Below are 13,350 nucleotides of genomic sequence, written 5' to 3' on the forward strand. Positions count from 1 at the left end.
CCGGGGACGACTCCCGGACCACGGTGGTCACAGCTTGCCGCCCCGTCCGCCGTCCCGCCGCGCCGGCGCGATCAGCGTCGACAGATACGGCAGCGGCGCCCCGTCCAGCTCGGCCGCCGAGCGGATGTCCTCGTCCTCCAGCCCCAGCGCCGACCCCCACACCGCGTCCTGGAGCCGCCCGCTGGCCCGCAGCGCCTCGGCGACCTCGGCGGCGTGCCGCCCGAACTTGTAGGCGACGACCGTGCCCGGCCCGTCCAGGGCGTCCTTCAGAACCGCCGCCCCGGCCGTCACCGGCACCAGCACCAGAGGCTCGGTGCCCTCGGTGAGCACCGCACCGGACCGCGCGGCGAGATCCTGCATGGCGGTGATCCCCGGCACGGTCTCCACGACCGTCCCCGGCACCAGCGCGGCCACCGTCTGCGCGAGATACGTGAACGTCGAATACACGTTCGGATCGCCGATGGTCGCGAACGCCACCGACCCGTGCGTACGCAGCAGCTCGGCGACCCGCTCGCCGGCCGCGTCCCAGGCGGCCTCCCGGCGCGCCCGGTCGGTCCGCTCGTTGAGCGCGAACACCACCCGTACGACCCTGTCGGCGGAGACGTAGTGCAGCACCGTCGCCTCCGCGCGCCCGCGCTCACCGCTGTCCATCACCGGTACGACGACGACATCGGCGGCGCGCAGCGCGTTCACGCCCTTGACGGTCACCAGCTCCGGGTCCCCGGGACCCACGCCGACCCCGACCAGCCTGCTGCTCATGACGTCCGGCACCTCTCCACGAACCGACGGGCCACACCGGGCACGGCCGCCCAGTGCGTATGCAGATAACTCGCGTGCACGCCCCGCTGCACGAAACCCTCGACCCGCGGTCCGGGGGAGCGCACCCCCCAGGCGGGGGCCGCGCCCGCGCCGGGCTCGACGGCGGTGCGGTGGAACTCGTGCCCCCGCATCCGCGTCCCGGCGGCGGCGAGCGCGCTGTCGCCCACGGCCACGGCGTCGCGGTAGCCGAGCGTGAGCCGGTCGGTCATCCGCGCGGAGGCGTCGAGCACCCCGCACATCGGCCGCCCGTCCAGCTCCCGGCACAGATAGAGCAGCCCGGCGCACTCGGCGGCGACGGGGTTGCCGGACGCCGCGAGGATGGCGACCGCCCTGCGCAGCGGCAGGTTGGCCGACAGCTCGGCGGCGTACACCTCGGGAAACCCGCCCCCGATGACCAGCCCCCGCGTCCCCTCGGGCAGCCGCTCGTCGTGCAACGGATCGAAGGGAACGACCTCGGCCCCGGCGGCGGCGAGCAGCTCGGTGTGCTCGGCGTAGGAGAACGTGAAGGCAGGCCCACCGGCGATGGCGATCACGGGTGCGTCCCTCTTCCGACCCCGGGCAGGCCCGTTCCCCTCCAGCTCCTGCCCCCGGGCAGGCCCGGTCCCCGCCAGCCCGTCCGGCGTTTGAGGACGAGGCCGTCCAGGCCGAAGCGGGGGCCCGGGGGCGGCACCCCCCGACGACGGGAAGGGAAGGGGCGGCGGGGGCGAAGAAGCCAGCGCCGCGGCCGCGTCCCAAGCCGCACCGTCCAGCGCCCCGGCCCCCCGCGCCAGCGCCAGCAATCCCTCGACGTCACACCCCCGCTCCACCTGCCGGGCCATGGCCGCCACGGCCTCCACCGCCTCGGCCCGCCGCTCGGCGACCGGCACCAGACCCAGATGCCGGGACGGCGTGTCCACCTGCGGCGCCCGCCGCAACACCCCCAGCACCGGCACCCCGACGGAGTCCAACGCCTCCCGCAGCAACTCCTCGTGCCGGTCCGAGGCGACCTTGTTGAGGATCACGCCCCCGAGCCGCACCTGCGGATCCCACGACGCGAACCCGTGCACCAGCGCCGCCACCGACCGCGACTGCGACGACGCGTCGACGACCAGCACCACCGGCGCCCGCAGCACCTTGGCGACCTGCGCCGTGGAGGCCAACTCGCCCTCCCCGGCGGCCCCGTCGAACAGCCCCATCACGCCTTCCACGACCGCGATGTCGCAGCCGCGCGCCCCGTGCGCGAACAGCGGCCCGACCAGCTCGGGGCCGCACAGGTACGCGTCGAGGTTGCGCCCCGGGCGCCCGGTGGCGAGCGTGTGGTAGCCGGGGTCGATGTAGTCGGGCCCGACCTTGTGCGGGGACACGGCGAGCCCCCGCCCGGTGAGCGCCGCCATCAGCCCCGTGGCCACGGTGGTCTTGCCGCTGCCCGAGGAGGGCGCGGCGATGACCAGCCGGGGCACGGACGAGGACGTCACCACTCGATGCCCCTCTGGCCCTTCTGGCCGGCGTCCATCGGATGCTTGACCTTGGACATGTCGGTGACGAGATCGGCGAACTCCACCAGCTTCTCCGGGGCGTTGCGCCCGGTGATCACCACGTGCTGGGTGCCCGGCCGGTCCCGCAGCACCCGGACGACCTCGTCGGTGTCGACCCAGCCCCAGTGCATCGGGTACGCGAACTCGTCGAGGACGTACAGCCGGTAGGTCTCGGCGGCCAGGTCCCGCTTGACCTGCTCCCAGCCCTCGCGGGCCTTCTCCTCGTTGTCCATCTGCGCGTCGCGCTGGACCCAGGACCAGCCCTCGCCCATCTTGTGCCAGTCGACGGTGCCGCCCTCACCGGAGGCGCCGAGCACGCGCAGCGCGTTCTCCTCGCCGACCTTCCACTTGGCGGACTTGACGAACTGGAACACCCCGATGGGCCAGCCCTGGTTCCAGGCGCGCAGCGCGAGCCCGAACGCCGCCGTCGACTTGCCCTTGCCGATGCCCGTGTGCACCACGACCAGCGGCCGGTTGCGCCGCTGGCGCGTCGTCAGGCCGTCGTCCGGCACCACGCTCGGCTGTCCCTGAGGCATTACGCCGCCCTTCCTCTCACGTCCTTGACCAGACCGGCGATCGCGTCCGCCCGCAACTCGCCGAGCGTCACCGCCGTGCCGCCCAGCTCCCCGGCCAACTGCCCGGCCAGACCGAGCCGTACGGGGCCCGACTCGCAGTCCACGACCACCGAGGCGATGCCCTCGGCGGCGAACAGCCGTGCCGCGCGCGCCGCGAGCGCCACCGGCTCGGGCCCGCCCGTCGCCCGCCCGTCCGTCACCACCACGACCAGCGCCCGCCGCGCCGGATCGCGCAACCGCTCCACCCGCAGCACCTCGTGCGCCTTGAGCAGCCCGGCCGCCAGCGGGGTGCGCCCGCCGGTCGGCAGCGACTCCAGCCGGGCCGCCGCCGCGTCCACCGACGACGTCGGCGGCAGCGCGACCTGCGCGTCCCGGCCCCGGAAGGTCACCAGGCCCACCTTGTCCCGCCGCTGGTAGGCGTCGAGCAGCAGCGACAGCACGGCGCCCTTCACGGCGCCCATCCGCTGCCGCGCGGCCATCGAACCGGAGGCGTCGACGACGAACAGCACGAGATTGCCCTCGCGCCCCTCACGGACGGCCTGCCGCAGATCGTCGCGGCGCACCACGAGCCCCGGCCCGGACCGCCCGCGCGCCCGCTGGTGCGGGGCGGCGGCCTGCACGGTCGCCGCCAGATGCAGCTTGGTCAGCGTGCCCCGGGGCCTGCGCGACCCGATCGTCCGCCCGTGCTCGGCCCGCGCGCGGGAGCGCCGCCCCGCGGCCCCCTCGCCGAGGCCCGGCACGCTCAGCACCTTCGTGCGGAACGGCTCCGCCGCGCGCACCGGGGACTGCTCGGCGCCCCCCGACGCCTGCGGCGCGCCGTCCTCCCCGGCCTCGGGCCGGGCGGCGGTGTCGCCGCCCCGCGGGCCGGAGTCGGGGGCGGGCTGCCCGCCGCCCCCGCCGGGACCGCCGCCGTCCGGGTCCGAGTCGGGATCCGGGTCGGTGTCGTCCTCGCCCGCGAACTCCTCCAGCGTCTCGTCGAGCTTGTCCTCGTCCAGGCCCGGCGCGTCGAAGGGGTTGCGGCGGCGCCGGTGCGGCAGCGCGAGCAGCGCCGCCTGCCGTACGTCCTCCGCGAGCACGTCGGTGCGCCCGGCCCACGCCGCCAGCGCGGTCGCGGTGCGCGCCATCACGATGTCGGCGCGCATCCCGTCGACCTCGAAGGCCGCGCACGTCGCCGCGATCTGCCGCAGCGCCCCGTCCCCGAGCCGCACCGACGGCAGCAACTCCCGCGCCGCCACGACTCGTTGGCGTACGGCCGCCTCCTCGCCGGCCCAGCGCGTGGCGAAGCCCGCCGGGTCGTCGTCGTAGGCGAGACGCCGCCGTACGACCTCCACCCGCTGGTCGGGCTCGCGGGAGGCGGCGACCTCGACGGTGAGCCCGAACCGGTCGAGCAACTGCGGCCGCAGTTCGCCCTCTTCGGGGTTCATCGTGCCGACGAGCAGGAACCGCGCGGCGTGCCGCACGGAGACGCCCTCGCGCTCGACGTACGAGGCGCCCATCGCGGCCGCGTCCAACAAGAGGTCCACGAGATGGTCGTGGAGCAGGTTGACCTCGTCGACGTACAGGATGCCGCGGTGCGCGTCGGCCAGCAGGCCGGGCTCGAAGGCCTTCACGCCCTCGGCGAGCGCCCGCTCGATGTCCAGCGCGCCCACCAGCCGGTCCTCGGAGGCGCCGACGGGCAGCTCCACCATCCGGCTCGGCCGCTCCGCGGCCGCCGCCGACTCGTGCGGGCCGTCCGGGCAGGCGGGGTCGGGGGAGCCGGGATCACACGAGAACCGGCACCCGGGCACCACGGCGACCGCGGGCAGCAGCGCCGAAAGCGCCCTCACCGCGGTCGACTTGGCGGTGCCCTTCTCGCCGCGCACCAGCACGCCGCCGACCGCCGGGGACACGGCGTTCAGCAGCAGCGCGAGCCGCAGGTCGTCCTGGCCCACGACGGCCGTGAACGGGAACGGGGTACTCACTTCTCGTCGCCCTCCAGATCGCCTTCGAGCTCCAGGTAGGTGGCGCGCAGCCGCTCCAGCGTCTCCGCGTCCGGCTCCGCCCACAGCCCCCGGTCCGCGGCCTCCAGCAGCCGCTCGGTGATGCCGCGCAGCGCCCACGGGTTGGACTGCCGCATGAAGTCCCGGTTCTCGGCGTCGAAGACGTACTCCGCCGACAACTTCTCGTACATCCAGTCGTCCACGACCCCGGCCGTGGCGTCGTAGCCGAAGAGGTAGTCCACGGTCGCCGCCATCTCGAAGGCACCCTTGTAGCCGTGGCGCCGCATGGCCGCCATCCAGCGTGGGTTGACCACCCGCGCCCGGAACACCCGGTGCGTCTCCTCGCCGAGCGTGCGTGTCCTCACCTGGTCCGGCACCGCCGAATCACCCACGTACGCCTCGGGGTTGGCGCCGGTCAGGTGGCGCACCATCGCGACCATGCCGCCGTGGTACTGGAAGTAGTCGTCCGCGTCGACCAGGTCGTGCTCGCGGGTGTCGACGTTCTTCGCCGCCACCGCGATCCGCTTGAACGCCGTCTCCATGTCGCCGCGCGCCGCCCGCCCGTCGAGGCCCCGGCCGTAGGCGTAGCCGCCCCAGACCGCGTACACCTCGGCGAGGTCCGCGTCCGAGCGCCAGTTGCGGGCGTCGATCAGCGGCAGCAGACCGGCGCCGTACGCGCCCGGCTTGGAGCCGAAGACGCGGGCCGTCGCGCGCCGCCGGTCGCCGTGGTCCGCGGTGTCCTCGTCGGCGTGCGCCTTCACGAAGTTGGCCTCGGCCGGCTCGGCCAGCTCGGCGACCGTCCGTACGGCGTCGTCGATCAGCGCGATGACGTGCGGGAACGCGTCCCGGAAGAAGCCGGAGATGCGGACCGTGACGTCGATGCGGGGACGGCCCAGTTCCTCCAGCGGGACGACCTCGAAGCCGGTGACCCGGCGCGAGGCGTCGTCCCACACCGGGCGGCAGCCCAGCAGCGCGAGGATCTCGGCGATGTCGTCGCCCTGGGTGCGCATCGCGGACGTGCCCCACACGGTGAGGCCGACGGACTTCGGGTACTCTCCCGTGTCGGCCAGGTACCGCTGCACCAGCGAGTCCGCGAGCGACTGGCCGACCTCCCAACTCAGCCGGGAGGGGATCGCCTTGGGGTCCACGGAGTAGAAGTTGCGGCCGGTCGGCAGCACGTTGACCAGGCCGCGGGTGGGGGAGCCGGACGGGCCCGCGGGCACGTAACCGCCGTCCAGGGCGCGCAGGATGTGCCCGATCTCGTCGGTGGTGCGGGCGAGCCGGGGCACCACCTCGCGGCAGGCGAACTCCAGCACCGCGACGGCGTCGGGGAGTTCGGTCCCGAGCACGTCCCGTACGAGCGCCGGGACGGCGGCGGCGTCCCAGCCGCGCTCCTCCATGCCCTCGGCGACCCGGCGGCACAGCTGCTCCAGCAGGTCGACGGCGTCCGCGGCGGTCCGGGCGGGCCCGTCCACCAGGTCCGTCAGCTCCACCGGCACCTTCAGCGGCGCGCCCGGCTCGGCCAGCAACTCCTTCTCCACCAGCCCGAAGTGGGCCGCGATCGACGCCCGCAGACCGGGCAGCGCGTTCGCCTGCCCGCCCCACACCTGGGCCGCGCGCAGCACCGCGAGGACGAGGTTGACCCGGGGTTCGCCTTCCGGTCCGCCGCCGAGGATGTGCAGGCCGTCGCGGATCTGCACGTCCTTGATCTCGCACAGGTAGCCGTCGATGTGCATGACGAAGGAGTCGAAGTCGTCGTCGCCCGGCTGCTCGTCGACATGCAGGTCGTGGTGGAGCTCGGCCGCCTTGACGAGGGTCCAGATCTGGGCGCGGACGGCCGGGGCCTTCGTCGGGTCCAGGTCGGAGACGAGGGCGTACTCGTCGAGCAGCTGCTCCAGCTTCGCGAGGTCGCCGTAGGTGTCGGCGCGGGCCATCGGCGGCACGAGGTGGTCGACGACGGTGGCGTGCCCGCGCCGCTTGGCCTGGGTGCCCTCGCCGGGGTCGTTGACGATGAACGGGTAGATCAGGGGGAGTTCGCCGAGCACCGCGTCCGGGGCGCAGCCCTGGGAGAGGCCGAGTCCCTTGCCGGGCAGCCACTCCATGGTGCCGTGCTTGCCCATGTGGACCACCGCGTCGGCGCCGAAGCCGTTCTCCAGCCAGCGGTAGGCGGCCATGTAGTGGTGCGAGGGCGGCATGTCGGGGTCGTGGTAGATCGCGATGGGGTTCTCGCCGAAGCCGCGCGGCGGCTGGATCATGACGACGACGTTCCCGAACCGCAGACAGGCCAGGACGATGTCCTCGCCGTCGACGTAGAGGCTGCCCGGCGGTTCGCCCCACGCCTCCAGCATGGCCGCGCGCAGTGCGGGGTCCAGCTCGTCGAACCAGGCGCGGTAGTCGGCGAGCGGCACCCGGGCGGGCGCGGCGGCGAGCTGCTCCTCGGTCAGCCACTCCACGTCGTGGCCGCCGGCCTCGATCAGGGTGTGGATCAACTCGTCGCCGCCCGACGGGTAGTCGGTCACTCCGTATCCGGCGTTCCGCAGCGCGTCCAGCACCCGCACCGCCGAGGCCGGGGTGTCCAGGCCGACCGCGTTGCCGACCCGCGAGTGCTTGGTGGGGTAGGCGGTGAAGACGAGCGCGAGCTTCTTCTCCGCGTTCGGCAGATGGGCGAGCCGGGCGTGGCGTACGGCGATCCCGGCGACGCGGGCGGCCCGCTCCGGGTCGGCGACGTAGACGGGCACGTCGTCGGGGCCCTGCTCCTTGAAGGAGAACGGCACCGTGATCAGACGTCCGTCGAACTCCGGGATGGCGACCTGCATCGCGGCGTCCATCGGGGAGAGCGCGGCGTCGGACTCCTCCCACGCGGCGCGCGAGGAGGTGAGGCAGAGTCCTTGCAGCACCGGCACGTCCAGGTCGGCGAGCGCGCCGATGTCCCAGGCCTCCTCGTCCCCGCCGGCCGACGCCTGCGAGGCGTGGGTGCCGCCCGCCGCGAGGACGGTGGCGATCAACGCGTCGGTGCGGCCGAGGAGTTCGTACAGCGCGGGGTCGGCGCCGCGCAGCGAACCGCAGTACACGGGGAGCGCGTTGGCGCCGCGGGCCTCGATCTGCTCGCACAGCGTGTCCACGAAGCCGGTGTTGCCGCTGAGTTGGTGGGCCCGGTAGAAGAGGACGCCGACGGTGGGCCGGCCCTCGCGCTGCTCGTGGGCGCCGTGCACGCCGAACTCCGGCATGGCGCGCGGCTCCTCGAAGCCCTCGCCGGTCAGCAGGACGGTGTCGGAGAGGAAGCGGGCCAGTTCGGCGAGGTTCGCGGGGCCGCCCTCCACCAGGTAGCGCAGCGCCTCGGCGACCACTCCGGCGGGCACCGACGACTCCGCCATCAGCTCGGCGTCGGGCACGTTCTCCCCGCCGAGCAGCACGGTGGGCAGGCCGGCGGCGCGCAGTGCGGCGAGCCCGTCCTCCCAGGCGCGCCTGCCGCCGAGCAGCCGTACCACCGCGAGGTCCGCGCTCTCGACCAGCCCGGGGAGTTCCTCGGCGACGTCGACCCGGGAGGGGTTGCCGATCAGGTAGTCCGCGCCCGAGGCCCGCGCGGCCAGCAGATCGGTGTCGGCGGTCGACAACAACAACACTGTGCTCATGCGGGTGCTCCCGGGGGGATGAAGGGCAGTCCTCGGTGCGCGCCGGACTCGATGAGCCGCCACAACGCGTCCGTGTCCGCGTGCTGTTCGATCAGGTCGCCGAGCCGGTCGAGCTGCTCCTCGCGCAGCGCGGCGAAGGAGGTGTCCGGTGCGGGCACGAAGCGGCGGCCCGCCGCGGCGGCCACCTCGCGCAGGAAGGCGCGCCGGAAGCCGTCCGACTCCAGGGAGCCGTGCCAGTGGGTGCCCCAGGTCTGGCCGACCCGGCACCCGTCCAGGAAGGCTTCCCCGCCGGTCACTTCGGCGACGCCGTGATGGATCTCGTACCCCTCGACCGGTTCGCCGAGGGCCTCGCCCGCCGGCCGGGTGAGGGTCTTCTCGCGGGCGAACCGGACCCGCACGGGCAGCAGCCCGAGGCCGTCGACGGGGCCGAGCCGGCTCTCGACGTCGTCCTCGATGTGCTCGCCGAGGATCTGGAAGCCGCCGCAGATCCCGAGCACCGGGCGCCCCTCGGCGGCCCGCCGCACGAGCGCGTCGGCGAGGCCGCGCCCGCGCAGCCACTCCAGCGCGCGCACCGTGCCGCGGGTGCCGGGGATCACGACGAGGTCGGCGTCGGCGAGTTCCTCCGGGCGGTCCACGAACCGCACGACGACTCCGGGTTCGGCGGCGAGGGCGTCCACGTCGGTGAAGTTCGACATGAGCGGGATCGCGCAGACGGCGATCCGCAGCACGTCCTCGCCGACGGGCGGGGAGACGTTCGACTCGCGCACGGTGCCGCGCAGCGACACCCTCAGGCCGTCCTCCTCGTCGATGCCGAGCCCGTGCCGGAACGGCAGCACGCCGTACGTCCGCCGCCCGGTCAGGCCGTGCAGCATGTCGAGGCCGGGCTCCAGCAGGGAGACGTCGCCGCGGAACTTGTTGACGAGGAACCCGGCGACGAGTTCCTGGTCCTCGGGCGACAGCAGCGCGACGGTGCCGTAGAAGGAGGCGAAGACGCCGCCGCGGTCGATGTCGCCGACGACGAGCACGGGCAGCCGCGCGCCGCGCGCGATGCCCATGTTCACGATGTCGGTCCGCCGCAGATTGATCTCGGCCGGCGAGCCCGCCCCCTCACAGATCACCGCGTCATACGTGCCCCGCAACTCGGCGAGGCAGTCGAGGACGGTGCCGAGGAGTCGCTGCTGCCGCCCGCCGTGGTAGCCGCGCGCGCTCATCTCGCCGACCGGCTTGCCGAGCAGCACCACCTGGCTGCTCCGTTCGCCGCCGGGCTTGAGCAGCACGGGGTTCATCTGCGCGGTGGGCTCGATCCGGCAGGCCTGGGCCTGCATGGCCTGGGCCCGTCCGATCTCGGCGCCCTCGCGGGTGACGAAGGAGTTGAGCGACATGTTCTGCGCCTTGAACGGCGCGACCTTGACGCCCTGGCGCACCAGCCAGCGGCAGATGCCGGCCGTCACGACGCTCTTGCCCGCGTCGGAAGTGGTGCCGGCGACGAGAAGACCACCGCTCATGACGTACGCCCCCTGGTGAGCAGCCGGGTGTGGAGGGCGCGGGCGGCCAGTCGGCCGGTGACGCCCGCGGCGAGCGCGAGCGCGCCGACGCGGCGGGAGAGCCGCACGGCCCGTTCGATGTCGGTGGCGACGACCGGGCGGCCGCCGCAGTTGAGTGCGGGCCGGTGCTCGACCCGTCCGCCGTACGACAGCGTGCCGCCGAGCCGGACGCCGAGGGCGCCCGCGAACGAGGCCTCCACGGGACCGGCGTTGGGGCTCGGGTGCCGGTGCGCGTCGGCGCGCCAGGCGCGTACGGCGCCCCGGGGGTCGTCCCCGGCCGCGGCGGCGAGTACGGCGGTGAGCCGGGCGCCGGGCCAGCCGGCCAGGTCGTCGAGGCGGGCGGCGGCCCAGCCGAAGCGGCGGTGGCGCGGCGACCTGTGGCCGACCATCGCGTCCAGGGTGTTGACGGCCCGGAATCCGAGCAGCCCCGGCACCCCGGCGGCGGCTCCCCACACGAGGGCGCCCACGACGGCGTCGGAGGTGTTCTCGGCGACCGACTCGACCACGGCGCGGGCGATCCCGTCGGCGTCCAGGGCCTGCGGGTCGCGGCCGCACAGGTGGGGGAGCCGGGCGCGGGCGGCCTCGATGTCACCGGCGGTCAGCGCGTCCTCGATCAGCCGGGCCTCGCGGGCGAGCGAGGTCGCGCCGACGACGGCCCAGGTGGCACCCGCGGTCAGCGCGACGGAGGCGGCGGGAAAGGGCCGTACGGCACGGGCCGCGGCGGCGCCGAGCGCGACGGCGCCGCCGGTGAGGACGGCGGTGTGCAGGGCGCCCCAGCCACGGTGGTCGTGCCAGAGCAGGCGCTCGACGGCACCGGCGGCACGTCCGAAGGCGGCGACCGGATGCCCGCGGCGGGGATCGCCGAGGAGCAGGTCGCCGAGGAGGCCGGCGGCGGCGCCGTACGCGAAGACGCGATCGGCACCCATCGGGTCAGCCGGCCGTGGGGTCGGGAACGGTCCGGTTACTGCGCCTCGATCGGCAGCCGAGCATGGCGATATGTCCTCACTCAGGGTGTCCACGCCCTGGTTCGACGAGACCGGCGGCGAGAGTTCCTGGCTCCCGGGGGATGGCTACCCCGGTGACAGTGGCGGGACCGCGCCGGATTCACACCGGCTTCCTCTTCTGCCTCCGTACATGGCCCCGGAAGTCCACCACGGGCCCGGAAGGGGCGTCAACTCGCTGCTGACCAGCGGCGACGGAGTGTGGGCAGGCCCACATGCGCGCGGTGCGACGGGAGTTGCCCGAACGCACACGGGGTGTGGCGGGGGAGGTCTTCCCGAAAACACCCGGGGTGCGGGACGGAGGATTCCGTTCCGCACCCCGGATGGTGGTGCCGTGTGCTGTCGGTGGCCCCGGTCAGGACCTGGCCACCATCAGGAAGTGGCCTCGGTCATGACGTGGCCACCATCAGGAAGTGGCCTCGCTCAGGACTTGGCCACGATCAGGTGAAGGCCGTAGACGACCGCTGCCGCGCAGGTCGCGAAGCAGAGGTACGCCGCCGTGGTGGCGAGGGCCGCGGTGCCGCCCTGCGCGGTGGCGCGTTCGCGGCGCGACAGGCCCGCGATGCCGAGGGTGAACAGGCCCACCAGGGCCACCGTGACCACGAGGCTGACGCCGAAGACGGAGCCGAGGGCCGCCCAGTCGATTGTCATGGAACTTCCTTGGGTTGCCGGGGGAACCGGGTGGTCGGGCTCAGACCGCCGCGGCCGGCGGGGCCGCGGGGTCGGCGGTCAGGGGCTGGGCGGGGAGCGGCAGCGCGGTCACGTTGCTCGGCTCCGCGGCGGGCGCGGTCTCGGCGTCGGCCTCCGCGACCGTGCCGGCGGGCGGCGGGGCCACCATGGCGATGGTCGTGGTGATCACACCGGCCGGCTCCGCGTCGTCGACCACGTTGGACGAGTCGACCACGTTGCGGCGCGACAGCTTCCAGATCGTGGCGCTGGCGGCGACCAGGAAGGCCGCGACAAGGCCGGTGCCCCAGTCGCCGAGGTCCGTGAGGGACTCGGCGCCCGCGCCGACCAGGGCGGCGGCGGGCAGGGTCAGGACCCAGGCGACGGCCATCCGGGTCGCGGTGGACCAGCGGACCACACCACCCTTGCGGCCCAGGCCCGCGCCCATCACCGAACCGGAGACGGCGTGCGTGGTGGAGAGCGAGAAGCCGAGGTGGGAGGAGGCCAGGATGACCGTCGCGGCGCTGGTCTGGGCGGCGAAGCCCTGCTGCGGCTGGAGGTCGGTCAGGCCCTTGCCCATGGTGCGGATGATGCGCCAGCCGCCGAGGTAGGTGCCGAGCGCGATGGCCATGCCGGCCGAGAGGATCACCCAGGTGGGAGGGTTCGAGTCGGGGGCGACGACGCCGCCGGCGACCAGGGCCAGGGTGATGACGCCCATCGTCTTCTGCGCGTCGTTGGTGCCGTGGGCGAGGGAGACCAGGCCGGCGGAGGCGATCTGGCCCGCGCGGTAGCCCTTGCGGGCGGCCTCGCCGTCGGACTTCTTGCCGGCGACGTAGGAGAAGCGGGTCGCGAGCATCGCCGCGAGACCCGCGACGACCGGTGCCGCGACGGCGGGGAGCAGCACCTTGCTGACGAGCACGTCACCGTGGACGGCACCCGTGCCGGCCGAGGCGACGGTGGCGCCGATCAGACCGCCCATGAGGGCGTGCGAGGAACTGGACGGCAGTCCTACGAGCCACGTCACCAGGTTCCAGAGGATCGCGCCGACCAGTGCGGCGAAGATGACCTCGGGCTGGATTCCGTTCTCGTCGACGAGACCCTTGGAGATCGTGTTGGCGACCTCGACGGAGAGGAAGGCGCCGGCAAGGTTGAGCGCGGCGGACATGGCCACCGCGACCTTGGGCTTGAGTGCACCGGTCGAGATGGTGGTGGCCATCGCGTTCGCGGTGTCGTGGAAACCGTTCGTGAAATCGAACGCGAGTGCGGTGACGACCACAATCGCGAGGATCAGCGAGAAGTTTTCCATTTACCCAGGCAATCGTTCGTAGTAATTGGCTGGTTGAACGTAAGTAACCTGGGTGAACGGAAGGTGAACTGGGACGGGCATCCGGGTGTCTGTAGGAGGATGCCGGGATTTCGTTTGAGATCGACGGGCCGTGCGCCGCTTGACCGTCACCCTCGGGTAAGCGTTTCCAGCCGGGCCGCGGCGCCCCGAAAGTGATCTACATCACACGATCACCCGTCGCTGCCGTGCGTATACGACCCCTCACGGAGACGCTATTTCGGGCTGGTGTGCGGCGCCGCTCCCGCCGTCCGTACGGCTCCTGGCAGGATCGCCGG

The 13,350-nt window shown here is 73.9% G+C and carries 9 protein-coding genes and 1 riboswitch; all 9 genes read right to left on the reverse strand.

What is annotated here, in order from left to right; genetic code table 11:
• Positions 1-27: 27 nt before the first annotated feature.
• Positions 28-759, reverse strand: a complete 732-nt coding sequence (cobI, locus tag WN71_RS19790) for a precorrin-2 C(20)-methyltransferase (RefSeq protein WP_046591738.1) — start codon at positions 757-759, stop codon at positions 28-30.
• Positions 756-2,276, reverse strand: coding sequence for a cobyrinic acid a,c-diamide synthase CobB (locus WN71_RS19795; protein ID WP_107469697.1), 1,521 nt, complete (start codon positions 2,274-2,276; stop codon positions 756-758). The genes cobI and WN71_RS19795 overlap by 4 nt, the downstream gene beginning before the upstream one ends.
• Positions 2,270-2,869, reverse strand: a complete 600-nt coding sequence (gene cobO, locus WN71_RS19800; RefSeq protein ID WP_046591716.1) for a cob(I)yrinic acid a,c-diamide adenosyltransferase — start codon at positions 2,867-2,869, stop codon at positions 2,270-2,272. Before cobO ends, WN71_RS19795 begins: the two co-directional genes overlap by 7 nt.
• Positions 2,869-4,869 (reverse strand): putative cobaltochelatase, encoded by a 2,001-nt coding sequence (locus WN71_RS19805; protein WP_046591715.1) that lies wholly within the window; start codon positions 4,867-4,869, stop codon positions 2,869-2,871. Before WN71_RS19805 ends, cobO begins: the two co-directional genes overlap by 1 nt.
• Positions 4,866-8,519: a cobaltochelatase subunit CobN gene (gene cobN / locus WN71_RS19810; RefSeq protein ID WP_046591714.1), complete on the reverse strand. Its 3,654-nt coding sequence runs from the start codon at positions 8,517-8,519 to the stop codon at positions 4,866-4,868. The genes WN71_RS19805 and cobN overlap by 4 nt, the downstream gene beginning before the upstream one ends.
• Positions 8,516-10,024 carry a cobyric acid synthase gene (locus WN71_RS19815; RefSeq protein WP_046591713.1) on the reverse strand — a complete coding sequence of 503 codons (1,509 nt, stop codon included), beginning with the start codon at positions 10,022-10,024 and terminating at the stop codon, positions 8,516-8,518. Before WN71_RS19815 ends, cobN begins: the two co-directional genes overlap by 4 nt.
• A complete protein-coding gene (locus WN71_RS19820) occupies positions 10,021-10,989 on the reverse strand; it encodes a cobalamin biosynthesis protein (protein WP_046591712.1) in 969 nt (322 codons plus the stop codon). The genes WN71_RS19815 and WN71_RS19820 overlap by 4 nt, the downstream gene beginning before the upstream one ends.
• Before the next feature lie 101 nt (positions 10,990-11,090).
• Positions 11,091-11,231, reverse strand: a riboswitch (cobalamin riboswitch).
• 256 nt (positions 11,232-11,487) lie between these two features.
• Positions 11,488-11,715 (reverse strand): hypothetical protein, encoded by a 228-nt coding sequence (locus WN71_RS19825; protein WP_046591711.1) that lies wholly within the window; start codon positions 11,713-11,715, stop codon positions 11,488-11,490.
• A gap of 40 nt (positions 11,716-11,755) precedes the next feature.
• Entirely contained in the window at positions 11,756-13,036 is a 1,281-nt protein-coding gene (locus WN71_RS19830; RefSeq protein ID WP_046591710.1) for an inorganic phosphate transporter, read from the reverse strand.
• Positions 13,037-13,350 lie beyond the last annotated feature (314 nt).

The organism is Streptomyces mangrovisoli (assembly GCF_000974985.2).
Lineage (GTDB): Bacteria > Actinomycetota > Actinomycetes > Streptomycetales > Streptomycetaceae > Streptomyces > Streptomyces mangrovisoli.

Coding starts and splice junctions, on each gene's coding strand:
- cobI (WP_046591738.1), bottom strand. CDS start 759: ATGAGCAGCAGGCTGGTCGGGGTCGGCGTGGGTCCCGGGGACCCGGAG.
- WN71_RS19815 (WP_046591713.1), bottom strand. CDS start 10,024: ATGAGCGGTGGTCTTCTCGTCGCCGGCACCACTTCCGACGCGGGCAAG.
- WN71_RS19830 (WP_046591710.1), bottom strand. CDS start 13,036: ATGGAAAACTTCTCGCTGATCCTCGCGATTGTGGTCGTCACCGCACTC.
- WN71_RS19825 (WP_046591711.1), bottom strand. CDS start 11,715: ATGACAATCGACTGGGCGGCCCTCGGCTCCGTCTTCGGCGTCAGCCTC.
- WN71_RS19820 (WP_046591712.1), bottom strand. CDS start 10,989: ATGGGTGCCGATCGCGTCTTCGCGTACGGCGCCGCCGCCGGCCTCCTC.
- cobN (WP_046591714.1), bottom strand. CDS start 8,519: ATGAGCACAGTGTTGTTGTTGTCGACCGCCGACACCGATCTGCTGGCC.
- cobO (WP_046591716.1), bottom strand. CDS start 2,869: ATGCCTCAGGGACAGCCGAGCGTGGTGCCGGACGACGGCCTGACGACG.